Origin of the sequence: Parvularcula sp. IMCC14364, assembly GCF_030758415.1 — a bacterium.
Classification (GTDB): Bacteria; Pseudomonadota; Alphaproteobacteria; order Caulobacterales; family Parvularculaceae; genus Aquisalinus.
This window is the reverse complement of record NZ_CP132334.1, coordinates 1774395-1792131: the sequence shown is the minus strand read 5'-3', so window position 1 is coordinate 1792131 and position 17737 is coordinate 1774395. Positions and strand designations below refer to the sequence as shown.

General features: G+C 53.9%; 16 protein-coding genes and 1 riboswitch. Of the genes, 3 read left to right on the top strand and 13 right to left on the bottom strand.

Annotated elements, in window-relative coordinates; all coding sequences use genetic code 11:
- Positions 1-82 precede the first annotated feature (82 nt).
- From RAL90_RS08610 to ribD, 7 genes are all read right to left on the bottom strand, one after another.
- On the bottom strand, positions 83-2971 hold the full coding sequence (locus RAL90_RS08610; protein ID WP_306249639.1) for a pitrilysin family protein: 2889 nt from the start codon (positions 2969-2971) through the stop codon (positions 83-85).
- A gap of 88 nt (positions 2972-3059) precedes the next feature.
- Complete coding sequence (locus RAL90_RS08605) at positions 3060-3611, bottom strand: pyridoxamine 5'-phosphate oxidase family protein (protein ID WP_306249638.1); 552 nt, start codon at positions 3609-3611, stop codon at positions 3060-3062.
- A gap of 17 nt (positions 3612-3628) precedes the next feature.
- A complete protein-coding gene (gene folE, locus RAL90_RS08600) occupies positions 3629-4225 on the bottom strand; it encodes a GTP cyclohydrolase I FolE (protein WP_306249636.1) in 597 nt (198 codons plus the stop codon).
- Positions 4226-4227: 2 nt separating this feature from the next.
- Positions 4228-4716 carry a 6,7-dimethyl-8-ribityllumazine synthase gene (gene ribH, locus RAL90_RS08595; RefSeq protein ID WP_306249634.1) on the bottom strand — a complete coding sequence of 163 codons (489 nt, stop codon included), beginning with the start codon at positions 4714-4716 and terminating at the stop codon, positions 4228-4230.
- Positions 4713-5351 carry a 3,4-dihydroxy-2-butanone-4-phosphate synthase gene (gene ribB / locus RAL90_RS08590; protein ID WP_306249632.1) on the bottom strand — a complete coding sequence of 213 codons (639 nt, stop codon included), beginning with the start codon at positions 5349-5351 and terminating at the stop codon, positions 4713-4715. Before ribB ends, ribH begins: the two co-directional genes overlap by 4 nt.
- Positions 5338-5967: a riboflavin synthase gene (gene ribE / locus RAL90_RS08585; protein ID WP_306249630.1), complete on the bottom strand. Its 630-nt coding sequence runs from the start codon at positions 5965-5967 to the stop codon at positions 5338-5340. The genes ribB and ribE overlap by 14 nt, the downstream gene beginning before the upstream one ends.
- Positions 5949-7091 carry a bifunctional diaminohydroxyphosphoribosylaminopyrimidine deaminase/5-amino-6-(5-phosphoribosylamino)uracil reductase RibD gene (gene ribD, locus RAL90_RS08580; protein WP_306249628.1) on the bottom strand — a complete coding sequence of 381 codons (1143 nt, stop codon included), beginning with the start codon at positions 7089-7091 and terminating at the stop codon, positions 5949-5951. Before ribD ends, ribE begins: the two co-directional genes overlap by 19 nt.
- 119 nt (positions 7092-7210) lie before the next feature.
- Positions 7211-7380: riboswitch (FMN riboswitch) on the bottom strand.
- Between the two features lie 144 nt (positions 7381-7524).
- On the opposite strand from ribD, the gene RAL90_RS08575 reads away from it, so the two are divergent.
- The gene (locus tag RAL90_RS08575) at positions 7525-8160 is read left to right on the top strand and encodes a trimeric intracellular cation channel family protein (protein WP_306249626.1); all 636 of its coding nucleotides are present in this window, start codon (positions 7525-7527) and stop codon (positions 8158-8160) included.
- 8 nt (positions 8161-8168) lie between these two features.
- On the opposite strand, the gene RAL90_RS08570 is transcribed toward RAL90_RS08575, so the two are convergent.
- The 3 genes from RAL90_RS08570 to RAL90_RS08560 all read right to left on the bottom strand — a co-directional run bounded on the left by RAL90_RS08570 (position 8169) and on the right by RAL90_RS08560 (position 12430).
- Positions 8169-10541, bottom strand: coding sequence for a DUF3772 domain-containing protein (locus tag RAL90_RS08570; protein WP_306249624.1), 2373 nt, complete (start codon positions 10539-10541; stop codon positions 8169-8171).
- A 1-nt stretch (position 10542) separates the two neighbouring features.
- Positions 10543-11520: a zinc transporter ZntB gene (locus tag RAL90_RS08565; RefSeq protein ID WP_306249622.1), complete on the bottom strand. Its 978-nt coding sequence runs from the start codon at positions 11518-11520 to the stop codon at positions 10543-10545.
- Positions 11521-11683: 163 nt separating this feature from the next.
- Complete coding sequence (locus tag RAL90_RS08560) at positions 11684-12430, bottom strand: delta-class carbonic anhydrase (protein WP_372340459.1); 747 nt, start codon at positions 12428-12430, stop codon at positions 11684-11686.
- 434 nt (positions 12431-12864) lie between these two features.
- Between RAL90_RS08560 and RAL90_RS08555 the strand changes: the two genes are divergently transcribed.
- A complete protein-coding gene (locus RAL90_RS08555) occupies positions 12865-12993 on the top strand; it encodes a hypothetical protein (RefSeq protein ID WP_306249618.1) in 129 nt (42 codons plus the stop codon).
- Positions 12994-13044: 51 nt separating this feature from the next.
- On the top strand, positions 13045-13347 hold the full coding sequence (locus tag RAL90_RS08550; RefSeq protein WP_306249616.1) for an EF-hand domain-containing protein: 303 nt from the start codon (positions 13045-13047) through the stop codon (positions 13345-13347).
- Between the two features lie 64 nt (positions 13348-13411).
- Here the strand turns inward: RAL90_RS08550 and uvrC are convergent, their stop codons facing one another.
- From uvrC to folB, 3 genes are all read right to left on the bottom strand, one after another.
- A complete protein-coding gene (gene uvrC, locus RAL90_RS08545) occupies positions 13412-15361 on the bottom strand; it encodes an excinuclease ABC subunit UvrC (RefSeq protein WP_306249614.1) in 1950 nt (649 codons plus the stop codon).
- Between the two features lie 162 nt (positions 15362-15523).
- Positions 15524-17284, bottom strand: coding sequence for a M28 family metallopeptidase (locus RAL90_RS08540; protein WP_306249612.1), 1761 nt, complete (start codon positions 17282-17284; stop codon positions 15524-15526).
- Between the two features lie 30 nt (positions 17285-17314).
- Positions 17315-17737, bottom strand: a complete 423-nt coding sequence (gene folB, locus RAL90_RS08535; protein WP_306249610.1) for a dihydroneopterin aldolase — start codon at positions 17735-17737, stop codon at positions 17315-17317.

Below are 17737 nucleotides of genomic sequence, written 5' to 3'. Positions count from 1 at the left end.
GGCTGTATTCGTTATGAATCAAGGCGCATAAATTGGCCATTGTCAGGGCGATTATAAAGCCCATGCCCCGGGCAGTATTTTTTTACTGGTCGGTTTCCAGCATCACAGGTGCCCCAAAGCCAACATCTTCCATGCGCGGGGCCTGCGTTTGCGCATCCCCGACGACAAGCCAGTTCATGGCATCTGGTCGCAGATAGTTCTGAGCCAGCGATTTGAAGTCATCGAGGGTCATGGCATCAACGCGTTCCGCATTTCTGGCCAGGTAGTCCTCCGGATAGCCATAAGTGCTGATGTCGTCGAGGAGGCCCAGTTTATCGCCCAGTGTTTCTGTTTCCAGCGCGAGTCCGCGCAAGAGAGCACCTTTCATGATCTCAAGATCATTCTCAGTGAATTCAGGACCGTAACTGGCCAGAATATCGCGGATCAGTTCGATGGACTCCTTTGTCACATTTGAGCGGACACTGGTCTGCACGGCAAATGTGCCCCGGTCTTCCGCGCCGCTAAAGCCGGAGCGGATACCATAAGTGTAACCGCGATTGACCCGCAGCTCTGTATTCAGCTCTGAGGTGTAGATACCGCCCAGCAGGAAGTTCATGGCTTCTGCCAGTGGATAGTCGTCATCTGTTGCCGCCAGAGATGGACGCGCAGCGATAATGACAGACTGCTTGGCGCCCGGAATATCATAGAAGAATATCTGCGATTCCGTAATCTCCGCAGCCAACGGCAGAGATACGGCCGCCGGGCCTTGTTTTGTCCAGCGTGTGGCCAGCCCATCAAAGGCTGATGAAACATCCGCAGACGTTACATCACCAACCACCTGAAGCCTGGCATCAGCGGGGGTGTAGTTTGCTGCATAAAAGGCTTTGAGGTCTTCCAGGCTGACTTTTTCCAGTTTTTCAATCGTGCCATAGGGGCGATAACTGAACATATGATCGTCAGGGTAAAGCAGTTGCGCTGACTCGCGGGCAGCAATCGCATTCGGGCTGCCGGCGGCCTGTTCCAGTTCATTGATCCGTTGGCGTTTCAACAACTCGAATTCTTCTTCATCCCAGCGGGGTTCGAGCAGCATTTCCTGAACAAGTGAGATAGTCTCGTCAAAATTCCGCGCGAGCGTCTCGCCCTGTACGAACGTGCCATAGCTGCCTTCATTTATACGAATGGAAGAGCCCAGCATGTTAATCGCGTCTTCCAGTTCGGCTGTCGTTTTGCCGGCTGTACCTTTTTCAAGCATATCGGCGGTCATATTGGCGACCGCAGGCTTAGCCGGGTCACCGCGTTCGCGACCAGCACCAATGGCCAGAGAGAAATAGACAAGGGGTGTTTCAGTATTCTCGATACCGTAAACATCAATCCCGTTGCCCAGTGTATCTCGCCAGACTTCCGGTGAGCTCAGGTCGTAAGGCTCCCCGAATGGCGGCTCCACTGTCCGGTCAAAGCTGGAGGGTGTTGGAGTGAAATTGCGGATCGTGGGATCGAACTCTGCAACTGTTTCCGCCCCCTGAACGATTTTCTCTTCTACCACTTCAGCCTGTGTTGCGCCTTCCAGCGCCAGTTTCAGTTTACCTTCAGGCACGAAACTGGTCGCGACAAATGGCTTGTCCTTGATGTAGGTATTATAGACGCGCATGACATCTTCCGTGGTCACGCCAAGCATCTGGCTGATATCCTCGTTGATATAGCCAGGGTCGCCCGTAAACAGATTATATTCACCGAGCTGAATTGCCTTGCCCAGAGCACTCTGGATGTTGTCGTAAAAATCAACTTCCAAACCTGCCTTGATCCGATCCAGGTCTTCCTGGGAAATGCCGTTTTCTTCAAAGCGCGCCAGGCCCTGCTGCAGCGCCGGGACAAGACCGTCGAGGTCTTCCCCCGCATTCGAGTTGATAAAGAGGTAGAGTTCACCGGCAAGTTCTGACGTGCTGTTGAACATGCTCACATCCGAGGTGAGTTTTTCCTCATCAATGAGGACTTCATTCAAGGGTGCGCGCTTGCCCTCTGACAGATAGGCAACGAGAATCTCCAGCGGATAGCTATCCGGGTGGAACTGCTCGACTCCTGGCCAGACCATGGTCAGCAGGGGAACGGTTGCAAAGCTGTCTTCATGGTAGAGTGAAATATTTTCGTCCAGCTGCGCTGCACGGGGCTCTTGCCGTTCAATCTCTTCTCCGCGCGGAATTTCAGCAAAATACTTTTCAACCAGTCGCTTCGCTTCGGCCGGGTCAAAATCACCGGAGATGGTGACGGTGACGTTATTGGGCACATACCAGCGGCGATAAAATGCCTGTACGTCTTCAAGGCTTGCTGCCTCGAGGTCTGCCAGTGAGCCGATTACCTGCCAGTTATAAGGGTGGTCTTCAGGGTACATGGCTTTGCCAATGACATAAAAATTATGGCCATATGGCTGGTTATCGACCCGTTGACGCTTTTCGTTCTTTACGACCTGCTTTTCATTGATGATAACATCTTCTGTCACTGTATTGATGAAATAGCCGAGCTTGTCGGCTTCTGCCCAGATGATTTTTTCAAGCGCATCTGCCGGGACAGCCTGGAAATACTGGGTCATGTCGTTGGTGGTGAAGCCGTTGGTGCCTTCGCCGCCAATGCGGGTATTCATTTCATCAAGGCCGCCATAGCCGAGATTTTCAGAGTCCAGAAAAAGCAGGTGCTCGAAAAGGTGGGCAAAGCCTGTGCGGCCTGGCAATTCACGCGCCGAACCGACATGCACGGCCAGATTGATTGCGACCACCGGGTCAGATTTGTCTACATGCAGAACAACATCAAGGCCGTTCTCCAGTTCATATTTTTCTACTGCCACGGAAAGCTGGCTGCTAGTATCAGTCATTTCCGGCGTAGCTGGTTCTTGATAATTGTCCGCTGAAGGGCTGTTACCACAGGCTGCTAGTGACAAGGCGGCCAGTGAGATTGCAAGCAGGCTGCTGCGCGAACGCAGTGTCTCAGAAAAACGTGTCATGGGGATCCCTCGTATAATCTCATTCATCTTATACTAGGCCACGTCTGGTGCCGCCCCAAAATTACGAAATGTACAAGGTCTGCTGCGATTATTCCGGCTTTTCGATACCCGGCAGGCCATCGATGCTTGCCGCGTTCGATACATAATACTTTGCTTCGATGTCACCAGCAGATTTGTCGGCGTAGTAGCGCTTCAACTGGTCGCGTTCTGATTTGAACTCGTAGAATGGCACACCCCAGCCGCAGGAGTCCTGAATGCGCGTCACACGCACACATATGATGTTTCGCGCTCTGTCATGGGCAGGGAACAATTTCATGAGGTCGTTGAACTCAGGATGGTTGAAGTCGATGGCTTCGCCTTCGCCGTAAAGTCGCAGGATTTTCGCTGCGCCTTCCAGCGCGCAAAACATGAGTGTGATCCGTTTGTTTTCCTGCACATGAGACAGCGTTTCGATGCCGGAGCCGCCGATGTCCAGATAAGCGACGGTCAGCGGATCTATGATGGAAAAGGTGTCATACCCTTTGGGAGAAACATTGACATGGCCATCGGCAGCCAGCGGGGCTGTTGCCACAAAGAACATTTTCTGGGCCTTGATGAAAGACGCCCAGCGCTCATCTATTTCTTCGTAAATTTTGCCCATTTGTTCCTTTCCATACTTTATTTAATCAGTCTGAAGAACCTGTCTTCCATCGCGGCGTCCCTGAAAGCCCCGGTGAAACAGCGTGTCACGCAGGAAACGCCAGTCTTGTTGATGCCACGGGTCGAGATGCACTGATGTTCTGCATCAACCAGCACAGCGACACCGCGCGGTTTCAATACACGATCCAGTGTTTGTGCGATCTGGTTGGTCAAAATTTCCTGGCTTTGCAGACGCTTGCCATAAATATCGACGAGTCGGGCCAGCTTGGAAATTCCAACCACACGGGTGTCCGGCAGGTAAGCAACATGCGCTGTCCCGATAATGGGGGCGACGTGATGCTCGCAGTGACTGGTCACGCGAATGTTCTTCATCAGAACAATGTCGTCATATCCTTCAAGTTCCTCGAAAGTGCGTGACAGCACGGCTTCAGGGTCTTCATTATACCCCTGAAACCAGTCGTCATACGCCTTGACGAAACGCTTGGGCGTATCGATCAATCCTTCGCGGGCCGGGTCATCACCGATATAGGCAAGCAAAGTGCGCACTGCTGCTTCTGCTTCAGCGCGATCAGGGCGTCTCAACATTTCTTCACTCATGATTGATCCTTCAGCCATGTTTATACTCTCTTCAATTTTTCGGTTACAGCCGCCATCTCCAGCGCTGCCAGGGCAAACTCTGCGCCCTTGTTATCCTTGTCACGGGCGGCCCGCTGCCAGGCCTGTTCTTCGGTATTGACCGTCAGCACACCAAAAATAACAGGTGTGTTGCCGCTTAAGGAGGCGGATGTAATGCCGCGTGCTGCTTCGCCAGCCACATAGTCAAAATGCGGCGTCTCACCACGGATGACGCAGCCCAACGCAATAACGGCATCAAATTTTTCGCTCTCCGCCGCCAATGTGCAGGTGAGGGGAAACTCGAAAGCGCCGGGGATGATGATTTCTTCTATATTTTCTTTGGTGACACCCTGGGTTTTCAGGGTATCAAGACAGGCAGTGCGCATCTCGGAGATGATTTCATCATTCCATCGTGTAAAGATGATGGCGATGCGGCGGCCTTCACCGTCATGCACACCTTCTATTGCGGTGGTCAATCCTTCGGTTCTCATTCAGCGGCCCGGAATACAGCTTCCGTCTCCCGTCGCCAGCGTTGGATCTGTTCAACTGAAATAATCCTGATACCGTGTTTCGCGCCAAATTCTTCAAGGTCTGGCAGGCGCGCCATAGTGCCGTCATTATTCATCACTTCACAGATAACGCCACCAGGGCGCAAACCAGCCAGCTTCGCCAGATCAACGCTGGCTTCTGTCTGGCCGTCACGCTCCAGAACGCCGCCGTCGCGCGCGCGCAGAGGGAACATGTGGCCTGGCATGACAATATCTGTTTTCTTGCTCATTGGGTCCATCAGTACCTGGATGGTGCGCGCCCGGTCATGTGCAGAAATGCCGGTTGTGACTCCTGTGGCAGCTTCCACTGAAACCGTGAAAGGCGTGCCAAAACCTGATTGATTATCCTTTGGATCGACCATCAGGGGCAGGGCGAAATGGTCGATGATCTCGCCAGACATTGCGCAACAGATGAGTCCCCGTCCTTCACGGGCCATGAAATTGATCGCGTCTGGCGTGATCAACTCTGCTGCGAAAGCCAGATCACCTTCATTTTCGCGGCTCTCGTCATCCACAATAATGACGAATTTGCCCGCGCGGAAATCTGCGATGGCGTCTTCCAGATTAGCTAATGGCATGGTGGTCTCCTTGCGCTTGAATTGGCATTGCTGTGCCAAGCAGTTTCTCGACATACTTGGCGATAATATCTGTTTCGAGATTGACCCGGTCTCCAGCAGATTTGCCAGGCAGGGTAATGTGTTCCTGTGTGTGCGGAATAAGCGTAATGTTGAACCAGTCAGGGCCAACATCGACGACTGTCAGGCTTGTGCCATCAATGGTGATATAGCCCTTGGTGACAATGTACTTCATCACTGCCGGGTCAGTCTTTATCGTCACCCAGATTGCTTCACTGTCCTGACGAAAGCTGTCTATCACCCCTGTCGTATCTACATGCCCCTGAACATAGTGACCGCCCAGTCGGGTATCCGGTGTCGCGGAGCGCTCCAGGTTGACCCGTCCGCCCGTCACAAGATCTCCAAGATTTGTGCGGGCCAGCGTTTCCGGCACGGCGTCGACTGTGAAAAGCTCATGAGTGTGACGTGTAACGGTGAGGCAGACGCCGTTGACAGCGATTGAGTCACCAATAGCCACATCTTGCAGAACCGTGTTGGCGCTGATCGCCAACGTATATTTGCCGTCGGTCTGAGAAATATCAGCGATCTGGCCGATTTCTTCTATGAGGCCTGTGAACATGATGCCTCCATAGACTTTGCAACAACCTGTCCGCGCATGAGCATTGTCGCTTCAAGGTTTTCAATTTCTGTGTTCTGTAGACGGAACGCGTCACGCAGAAACTCTATTCCGACACCGCTAACAGGGCCAGGGGCGTTGCCGCCAATGACGAGTGGGGCGATAAAAGCCCAGACTTCGTTCACCAGTTGTGCATCAAAAAAGCTACCCAGTGTCTTGCCGCCACCTTCAACCATGCAGGACAGAACGCCGCGCGTATGTAGCGCTTCGAGTAATGCCTCAAGCTCTGGGCGCCCGGTCGCGGAAGCTGGCAATCTCACAACATCGACCCCGCGTGCACGCAGCGCCTGTTCTTTCAAGGCTGGCATGGCGGCAGTTGTGGCCAGCAGTGTCTTGCCCGGTGTTGTTGAGCGGAACACCTTGGACTCGATCGGCACCCGTCCGCTTGAATCCAGAATGACCCGCAAGGGATGGGCTGCGTCGCGATGGCCGGCGGGCAGGTTTGGTCTTGCCGTCAGGCTCGGGTTATCGGCGATAACTGTATCTACACCGACAATAATGGCGTCACAGGCCTGGCGCAGGTCGTGTCCGCGCAAGCGTGCGGCATCGGACGTGATCCATTGAGATTCGCCGCCACGCGTAGCGATCTTGCCATCCAGGCTCGCGGCGAATTTGGCGATGACATAAGGGCTGCCTTGCTGAATGTGATGCAACCAGAAACGAATGAGATGTCTGGCTTCATCCGTGCACAAGCCCGTCCTGACAGTAATGCCTGCAGCACGCAGGGCGTCAGCACCGCCAGCAGCGACCGGGTTCGGGTCCGGGACGGCATAAACGACTTCTGCAATACCGGCCTTGATCAGCCCGGTTGAGCAGGGGGGATTGCTGCCATGATGATTGCAGGGCTCAAGCGTCACATAGGCCGTTGCGCCGCGCGCTTCATCACCAGCTGAACGCAAGGCGTTCGCCTCTGCGTGGGCTGTGCCGGGGCGCGCATGAAAGCCTTCGCCAACAATCCGACCCTCCCGGACAAGCACGCACCCGACCATCGGGTTAGGGGAAGTGTACCCCTCAGCCCTTTTGGCGAGATCAATCGCGCGCATCATGTATCGGGTGTCATCACCCATAAAAGCCTCGTCTGTCAGACTTTCAGGGCGCAAAGGCGATTGCAGTCGCGTACACACAAAAGTGTGCACACAGTTTCCGCAATAAGGATCAACTCCCGGATTCCGGGTGCTGTCCTGCCTCGAACTTTCTACCATCCGGACTATACCGTCGGCTTCGGACTCTCACCGAAATCCTGCATCCACTTCAAGCCATTCGGCTTTCTGCTTCCGCTCGCGGGCTTGTCAGCACTGGAATATTTCCTGCTGCATTACCGCCGGTGGGGAATTGCACCCCGCCCCGAAAGTTCATTTGTCCTATAAATATAAGATGCAGTGACAGCCTTGGCAAGCGGCGCATACAGCACCGGGGCATGGATGGTGTACGTGGCGATTTAATCTGTTTGCTCTGACCGGGAGCTGGCGCTAATCACGGCCTTGAAACAAGAGAATGGCTATGTCTGTCGATCATATCATCGTCTTTCAGTATCTGAACATTTTCGGGCTGTTCGTGTTTGCCATTTCTGGGGCGCTGACAGCCCTGCGCAACGATATGGATTTTTTTGGCGTTGCGCTGATCGCTTTTGTCACCGGCGTTGGCGGTGGCACGATCCGCGATGTCATGCTTGGCGCTTTTCCTGTGTGGTGGATTCGCGATCCCTCGGCTGTGTTTATCTGCCTCGCCGGCGCAATCGTCGCGACACTGGCTCAACCGCTCCTGTCGAACCGGTTGAAGGCATTGATCTGGGCTGATGCGCTTGGCATGGCGGTCTTTGCGATCCTTGGGGCGCAGGCGGCGCTGGCCTTGCAGGCGCCTGTGGTCATCGCTGTTTTTATGGGCGCAATCACGGCGACATTTGGCGGGGTCGTGCGAGATGTTTTGCTGAACGAGCCACCACTTATTCTGAAGCAGGATATTTATGCCACTGCAGCGCTGTTGGGGGCGGGCATTTATATGCTGCTGCTCTATACAGGGCTTGATGAGGGCATAGCGGCACCGGTCTCTGTATTGCTGACATTTGCGGCGCGAGCTGCGGCCATTGTTTTCGATATTCCGTCCCCAAAATTCGGTCGGGCCCGGCGAAACCCGTAAAGCGTATATCAGGACGCCGGTTCAGTAGTCTCTTCAGCGACTTCGAGAGAATTTCCGGTCCGTTTGATGTGCAGATCGCGCTGCGGGAATGGAATTTCGATATTGGCTTCCTTCAGTTTCTTGAAGATAGCGACCCGCAACCTTGTGCGAGTCGTCAGTGAACTGTTGATGTCACGAATAAAGCCACGCAGCTCGAAGTTAAGGGAGCTGTCCGCAAAATCGATAAAGGTGATCAACGGCGGTGGATTATCAAGGATCAGCTCATCTTCTTTGGCGACCTGTGTCAGGATTTCAATAACCCTGTCAGGATCAGAGTCGTAGGAAACACCAACAGGTACAATCACGCGACCAATCTTGTCCTTGTGCGTCCAGTTTGTGACCGCGCTGGAGATCAGCTCTGAATTGGGAACAATAATCGAGGATCTGTCGAAGGTTTCGATTTCAGTGGAGCGTACACTGATGCGTTTGACATATCCTTCACCGGAACTTGTGACAATCCAGTCCCCCACTTTGATGGGGCGCTCAAAGAGTAGGATCAGGCCGGATACGAAATTGTTGACGATGCTTTGCAAGCCAAAACCAATGCCGACGGAAAGAGCGCCGGCAATAATTGCGAGATTGGACAAGTCAAATCCGAGTGTACTTACGCCTACGGTAAAAGCGATCACCAGGCCAACATATCCCATCAGTGTCCGCAGTGAGTTCTGCACGCCCGCATCAATTCGAGACTGTGGGAAGATCCTTGTTTCAGCCGCTTTCTGGAAGATACGGGTTGCGTACATGACCCCGATGAAAAGCGCGACAGCCGTGAGAATGTTGGCCACGGAAATCCGGACAGAGCCAATGTCGAAGCCAAAAAACGCGTCAGTTACGCCATCACGTACATCAAGCCAGTCTGCACCAAGAATGATAAGTGCGGGTGGTATGAACGCCAGAAGGGAAACTACGTCTATGCTGAGAGAGAGCCAGAAGTAAAGCAGGTTTTCCTGATCGTCATCAGACTTTCTTATGCTGGAAAATTTCCGATCAAAAAGGCGAACCACTTCCCGCAATAAGGCACGCAAGACCCAGATCATCGCTGCCAGGCCCGCAAGCGCAAAGACCCGTGTCGTGAGGAAATGGCCGAACGAAATATATCCGAGCACGACAGCCAGAATTGCGGCGAAAGCGGCAAAGCGGGTGAGGTGACGGGCTCTGCGTGCTACCTTATTTTCGCCTTTGGCAGGTGTGTCTTCACTGGCTTCTGAAGACGGGGCAATGCCCCATAATGTGCGTCGGCAAAGGAACAGGAGCAATGCCCCCAGTAAAATTGTGCTGACACTGTGCAATGACGTGACAGCAGCACTCTGGTTGCTGAACTCGACAGCGATTTTGGCCAGCACCCTGTCGATGCCGAGCACCGCGACGACGGCCATCAAGGCAAAACGAAGTTGTGGCCCCGAGGAGGGCTTGATGGGCAGGACACGCCATTGTGGCTGGCCAAAGGAGAAAGCCCCGACCACAGCGCCGTCTACCAGCAGCAGTGCTGCAATCGAAAACCAGATCACGTTGAACAGGCCTTCGCTGCCCTCATCGGGCACGCCGTTCAAGCGCAGCGCTTCGGTGATGATATACAAACCAATCAGCCCGGGAATAACCCGTGCTGACGCGCGTGCGGCGGCTACCAGAACACGGCGTGAGGGCAGGGGCTCGGACCGGGCCATGCGTGTTGTAACTTCCCTGTCGAGGCGGCGCCGAATTGGAATAAACAGGGCCAGAGCCAACACGATGCCAAGGGTCAGGCTGGCCGGTGTGGGTACGAGGCGTTCTTCCGTGTTCACCTTGTTATACCAGGTGCTAAAATTTGTCAGGACCGTTTGCGTCCCTTCAATACTGGCGACCCGGTATGCCTGCCAGCTTGCCGGTAATAGGGGTGATGCATCGCGCGTAAAGAGTTGCTGATAAAAAAGATCTTTGCGCCTGGCAGAGATGTCCTCGACCATCCTTTCCGCCTCTGCGATGTTCAGATCAGATTGCCGTAAATAGCCATCATAAAAAGCCAACGCTTCATTCAGGCGCATACGCTCGGCCGCGATGTCCGGCAATTCAGGTGGTTCGTCTTGCGCAGGGGCAGTCCCCAGTCGCTGCAGGTCAGCGCGAATTTCTGCGACCTGTTCGCGTAAGGGCCCGGTGCGTAATTCTCCTTCACGCTGCAGGTCGCGCGTCTGGCTGCGCAGGGCCACCAGATCAGCCTCAGGATTTTCCAGTTGACGGGATATCTCTCGCAGCTCTTGCGTGCGCGCTTCGATACCCGCGCGAATAGCTTCAAGATTTGACTGCGCCAGAGCGGTGGACTGGAGAAAAGTGACAACCAGTGAAATCAGGAGAAATAACCGGGTCACATTATATCCATTTCAGTTTGCGGAAGTACCACAGGAGCGCTGTGGAAATCAGTATCAGGAAAACGCTGAAAACGCCAAATGCCCACGGAACATTCGCTCCTGGTATGCCGCCGATATTAACTCCTAGGAGGCCGGTAAGGAAACCAAGCGGCAGAAATACCGCGGCAACCACAGACAAGACGAGCATGTTGCGGTTCATTTCTTCAGCCCGTTTATCTGAAAGCTGTTCGTACAGAACAATGCTGCGCTCTCGCAGGGCTTCCAGTTCCTCCACAAGGCGCATAATTCTGTCGACGGTCTCGCGCACGGCAATACGTTGTTCATCAGTTATGAAGCTGACAGGCTCCATGCTGAGCCTGTTCAGGGCATCCCTTTGCGGGGCAACGTAACGCCGCAGGATGATCGTTGTACGGCGCAATTCTGAAAGGTCGGCACGCATAACGGTCTGATTTTCGATGCTTCGATCTTCCAGTTCATCGGTTTTGTCTGTGAGGCTGGTGATAACCGGATCCATTTTTTCAGTCAGACCGGCAGCAAGATAGCTGATAAAGTCTGCTGTGGTTGGAGGCGGATCATTTGCATCCATGCGGTCACGCAATGAAACAACAGCCATCAGACGCCGCAAGCGGACCGAGATGATGAGGTTTTCTGTGACCCACAAACGAATTGACACCATGTCCTCCGGATCACTGTCTGGATTGAGGTTGACGCCGCGCAAAATGAGGATCAGTCCACCAGCGTGGCGTGTGCAACGGGGGCGGGTGTCCTGCCGGGTCAGCGCCTCGGTAACAAACTGATCACAGGTTGAAGCGATCCAGCTGCGCGCCTGCGAATGATTGAGGTCAATGTGTATCCAGCGATAAGCGACACCGCTCGGCACATTGGTTTCGGGGGGCTCTCCAGGCACAGTCTCAACTTTGCCATCTGACATCACGTCACAGGCATAGAGTGCGAGCTGTTCAGATGGTTCGACATCCATGCCGCAAGTCTCCCTTCTTTTATGTCAACATTAACCGTGTTCGCGGGTTTCCAAGCTGGTTGAAAGCAAAAAGAAACCCGCCCCTTTAAGGGCGGGTTTGCTTCGCTTGGTATCGCAGGAATTCAGCTGGCGGGACGTCTTGGTCCCGGAGGCTGAAATTGCCTTATTCGATTTCAGACAGAAGCTCCGGTGCTGTCACCAGTTGGCGCACACCATGAGACTTGGTCTCGTTGAATACATTGCCCTGTTCTGCCGAGCGGTTCAGGGAATTGATGTCAACCTTGGCGCAGTTCGGGCGGACACTCCATGTCACTTCCAATGGTGAACAAACGGCCTGGGTATAAGACGGGCCAGTCGTTGAGCCACGGAAGACTACAGGTGTGCCTGTGCCCGTTGGCAGCGCTTTTGGCTGGTGCAGCCCTTCACCAGGACCGGCATAACCAAAGTCTGTGAAATCAAGCGCATTCGGGTCATTCACGACCAGGAAGCTTTGTGCTTCGACACGCAGAAGCGGGTTTTCGCAAGTGTCGCTGAGGCAGGAGCCGAGACCTTCACCCGGCTGGATGTCACAGGAAGTGTGAACCCAGTGAACTTCAATCGTATCACCTGGCTTCACATCGCCATATGCGCTGCTTTCCGGCATCGCCAGTTCAGCTTCTGTCAGCGCTGATGTGCCGTTACAGGCGTACCCGCCATTCACGCCGTCTCCGACATAAACACTGAAACCCGGTGCTTTATGTTCGGCATTGGTGTGTGTGTGGATATTGCACAGGTTCATTTCAGTCGAGGCAGGTGCCATTGTGAACTTGTTTTCGTTGGTGCCTGTGGCACTTGCGATGTCGCGCGGTGTTTGCGGGCCAAAACCTTCGCACAGAGCGGGCTCCGTCGCCGCAGCCAGTGTTTCCTGCATGTCGTCGGCAACATCGGAAAGAGTTTCTTCTGCGTCGTTAACAGCCTTGGTTACAGTTTCTTCCGCTTCTTTTGCCGCATCGGAGATTTTTTCTTCAGTTGTTTTCTCACCACCGCAAGCTGCGAGCAGTACAGCGATTGAACAGGTCAGAATAAGTGATTTAACTAGTGTCATGGGACATAATTCCTCGTTACCACGGCCAACAGCTAGGGCGATTGTGGCGATGAATCAATGAGACAGTGCAAATCCTATCAGCTTGATAGGGGCAAGCGTAAAGGGTTTCATCATGTATCCAGTTCTTTGGAACCGGCTAGAGCTTTCCCGCAGAAACTGACCGTTTCGTGAAGTTTGCGTAATCCGCGACGGGTCAAGGGCACGCCATCCGTTCAAGCCTGTGATGGTGGGAACATTGCCATTTTTGAAAGGAATACGAGATGATGAAAACAGGAAAAATAACAGGCCTCATATTGGCGGCTGGTGCGGGGAGCCTCTTGCTGGGTGCCGCTGTGGCACAGGCAGAAGAAGGCCAAAAGGGCCCGAGACAGGACCGTGACCGGTTCTAGAAAGCTGACACGAATGGTGACGGGCTTATTACCAGAGAAAAGCAGGCCGCCATGCGTGACGCTGCTTTCGCCCGCATGGATATGGATGGCGATGGCTATCTGACAGAACAGGATCGTGCGGCGATGAAAAACCAACGCGAACTGCAACGTGAAGAGAGGCGGCAGGCCCGAAAATCTGAAATTGACCTCGATAATGATGGCGTGATTTCACGTGAGGAATTCATGGCCGCTGAGAACCGGAAGCTCTCAAGACTGGATACAGATGGTGACGGGGCAATCAGCAAGGCTGAAGCTGAAGCCGCGATGAACGAACGACGCGGCAGGAAAGGTGGAGGCCGCAAAGGCCAGGAATAGGTATCACTGAGGCCGGGCACTGATCTTTCGAGCCTTTGCCCGGCCCGGTTTCACTTTTTGGTGCTTAGCCATCACCATGAAAATGATCGTAGATTCGCCGGGCAAGAGATTGGGAAATACCCTCTACCGCAGCCAGGTCTTCTGCCTTGGCCCGAGACACAGCTTTTGCGGAGCCGAAATGCAGCAACAGGGCGCGTTTGCGCTTTCCGCCCACACCATCAATTTCGTCCAGTGGGCTGCTGCTTAATTGCTGCTTGCGTCGTGCGCGGTGAGAGCCGATGGCATATCGGTGTGCCTCATCACGCAGGCGTTGCAGATAATAAAGGACGGGGTCGCGTGGTGGCAGCGTAAACGGCTCCTTGCCGGTGACGAAAAACTGCTCCCCTGTGGCGCCCATAGTGCGATCTGTGCGTTTGTTGCCCTGTGCATCTTCCCGGCGTCCCTTGGCGACTGAGATAAGCATGATCTGACCCGTTTCAGTGTCAGGGCCAATATCAATGCCTGTTTCCTGCATGGCTTTTCTGGCAGCGGAGAGCTGACCAGCGCCGCCGTCAATGACAATCAGATCGGGCCATGTCTCAGATCCCGGCGTGTCTTCTTTCAATAACCGGGAAAAACGTCGTGTCAGCACTTCACGCATCATTCCGAAATCATCGCCGGGTGCCAGATCATCCGACTTTATATTGAATTTTCTGTACTGATTTTTCCTGAAGCCTTCTTCACCCGCCACTATCATACCGCCAACAGCATTGGTGCCGGAGATATGCGAGTTGTCGTAGACCTCGATCCGGGTCGGCGGTGTCTCCATACCGGCCTTGTCTGCAAGTTGTCGCATGAGTTTTTTCTGGGCAACGCTTTCCGATAAATGCCGTCCCAGCGCTTCACGCGCGTTCATCAAGGCGTGTTGCACAAGATCGCGCTTCTCACCACGTTGAGGCGTGTGCACATCTACTTTACGCTGTGAGCGGATCGTCAAGGCCTCAGACAGCAAGTCGGCTTCAGCGATTTTCTCGCTCAAGAGGATCAGTGGCGGTGCGTCACGGTTTTCATAAAACTGGGCCAGAAATGCCCCGAGAATATCTGCTGGTGAGTCTTCCGCGGCATGTCGGGGATAAAATGAATGGTTGCCCCAGTTCTGCCCCGCCCTGAAAAAGAAAGTCTGCACGCAGGACTGGCCGCCAGTGCAATGGATTGCAAATACATCCGCATTCGTCACTGTGCCGGGGTTAATATCCTGCGCTCCTTGTACGAAGGTGAGCGCCCTGATCCGGTCGCGCAACCCCGCAGCTTTCTCGAAATCCAGCTCGGCAGCAGCCTGTTCCATTTCCCGCGATAGCTCGCTCTGGATCCTGGAATTGTTGCCGCGCAGAAAGTCTGTGGCTTCCGCCACCAGCGCGCCATATTCATCATCAGTGACCAATCCCACACAAGGAGCGGCACAACGCTTGATCTGGTGCAGGAGGCAGGGGCGTGACCTGTTTTCGTAAAAACTGTCCGTACAGGTTCTTAATAAAAAAGCCTTTTGCAGTGTGTTGATGGTGCGATTGACGGCACCTGCCGAGGCGAACGGACCGAAATAGTGGCCAGTGCGTTTTTGTGCGCCACGGTGTTTTACGATTTGTGGTGCGGGATGGTCTGTCGCGATGAGAATATTTGCGAAAGACTTGTCGTCCCTCAGTAACACATTGAATTTGGGTTTCAGCTGCTTGATGAGGTTTGCTTCAAGCAGCAGGCTTTCTGTTTCTGTCTCGGTGACAACAAATTCCATACTGCGGGTCAGGGATATCATCCGCATGATCCGGTTGGAATGTCCGCCAAGCTTGGTGTAGCTGGCGACGCGCTTTTTGAGTGATCGTGCCTTGCCAACATATAGCACGTCCTGTTCTGCCCCGAGCATCCGATAGACACCGGGCCTGTCAGGCAGCAGCTTGACCTTGGCCGCAATCAGCTCAGCGCCGTGTAAAGGTGCGCTGTCTGTGCTTTGTGTTTCCTGATTGGAAGATTGATTGGTCACAAGAAAGTAATAGGGCGCTGCCTGAATGAGATAAAGCCATTATAAGCAGCTTCATGTCGAGGCAACAGATGCACAGGTTTCACCAGCATCGTCGCGGCGGGCAAGGGGCTATAGTTGAGGCTTCCACAATGCGTCAGTCGTACTGGGAAGCCTCTTAATTATCTAGTTACCCATCTGGGAATCACGCAGGGCGCGAAACTCGTTGCCATCATACCAGTTGGGTTGAATGTCAGAGTAGGCCATATAGCCGCCGACATCCCGCAGGATTTCCAGTGTTGTCATGATCCCGCCTACTTCCCAGTCCTCGGAATATTCATCCGCCGGCTTATGATAGAGATTTGCACGGTAGTTTTCGCTGATAGCCGTACCGGCAGCTTCGCCACCGACAACCAGGTCGATACCATTTTTGGAATAGAGCATGGGTACACCCTTTTTCGCCAATGAGACGTGGTCTGAGCGATAGAAATAGCCCTTTTCAGGCTCAGGGTCAGGGCGCAGATACATGCCGCGTTTGTCTGTTGCCGCTTTCAGCAGGTCTTCCAGTTCGGAAGCGCCGTAGCCAATGACGGTGATATCCTTGCTGACCCCACCGGAGAGCATGGCATCAATGTTAATGCCGCCAACAGTTTTGCTGAAGGGCACGAGCGGATCTTCAGCGTAATAGGCTGACCCCAAAAGGCCTGATTCTTCAGCTGTCACGGCAACGAAAAGTATGGAGCGTTCCGGTTGCATGTCCGCATCAGCAAAAGACTGTGCAATATTCAGGATGCCTGACGTTCCAGTGGCGTTGTCGACCGCGCCGTTGGATATAGTGTCACCATCGCCAGAGCCGCCACCAACAGCGGCAAATGTGCGGCCAAGGTGATCCCAGTGCGCCATATACAGAATATACTCATCTGGTGCGCTCGCACCTTCAATATAGCCGGCAACATTCTGTGATGAATTGCGGTTGATGTTGTTCTTGATCTTGCCGCTGGCAGTCAGGCCTGTCATGGGCACAGGCGTGAAATCAGGGGAAAGGGCATCTTGTTGTGCTTGCGCAAAGTCGAGGCCCGCTTCAGCAAAGAGACGCTCTGCAACGGATTCCTGAATCCAGCCTTCCAGCGCCACTCTGTTCTCGCCGCCGTCGGGGCGCTCAAGGTCCAGTTGCGGGCCGGACCAGCTACCCTCGACAACACCCCAACCATAAGCGGCAGGCGCAGTCTGATGCACAACGATGGCTGCAGCTGCACCCTGGCGGGCCGCTTCTTCATATTTATAGGTCCATCGACCGTAATAGGTCATGGAATTACCGTTGAAGAGATCGGGGTTTTGTGTGGCATATCCCGGATCATTGACGAGCATGACCACGGTTTTGCCTGAAACGTCGACGCCTTCATAGTCATTCCAGTCATATTCAGGTGCAACGACACCATAGCCGACAAAGACAAGCTCTGAGTCTTCAAAGCTGACATCTTCTACGACGCGTTTGGTCCAGTAGACACTTTCTTGCCTGTATGGAAGAACGGAGGAGGCCCCATCGGCTGTTGTGATTGCGAAACTGGATTGTTGTGGGATCAGGGTGATCTCAACCAGCGGCACATCCTGCCGGTAACTGTCGCCATTGGCCGGCTTCAACCCCATCTCCTGCATCCGCGCTTCAAGCCAGTCGACCGTTTTGCGCCCGCCGGCAGTGGCCGGTGCGCGGCCTTCAAAATCGTCAGAAGCCAGAGTCTGCAGGTAATCCCGGAATTGTGCTTCCGAGATGTCCGGCAATGCAGGCAGGTCCGGTATTGCGGTGGAGGGTTCTGCGACAGCTTCAGTGGTAACTTCTACTGTCACGTCCTCGTTTTCGGCCATAGCCTCGGGTGTACTTTTCTCACCGCCGCAGGCAGTCAGCGCTGCTCCTGCGATGCCCAGCATCAGTAAATGTACGAACTTCATGATGTAACTCCCTTGAAGTTGGATGATTGTTCAGCGTTTCTTGTGACGAAGGATTTCGACACCGGCACCAGCGGCCGCAGCAATCGCATTGGGTTTATCCACCCGCACACGGGCAGAAAGGCCCATGGGGTGTGCGAGACACATCGCCGCAATACGCTCTGCCAGCGTTTCGACAAGTTTGATATGACCTTCGCCCAGTATCGCATCAATATTTTTTACGATCCGATTGTAGCAGACAACGTCTTCAAGCTGGTCCGACACGGGGTTTGAAGGCTCGGTCACTTGCATCTCAATATTGATGATAATCGGCTGCGACTGGCCCATTTCTTCTTCATAGGCGCCAATAAAAGCATCAACACGCAAGTCCTTCACGAAGATGATACGCTGTGGCTGGGTCGCCTGATCCTGGTAGAGCCGCAGATCAGCCAGATTTTCTGTCGTCTTTTCAGCCAT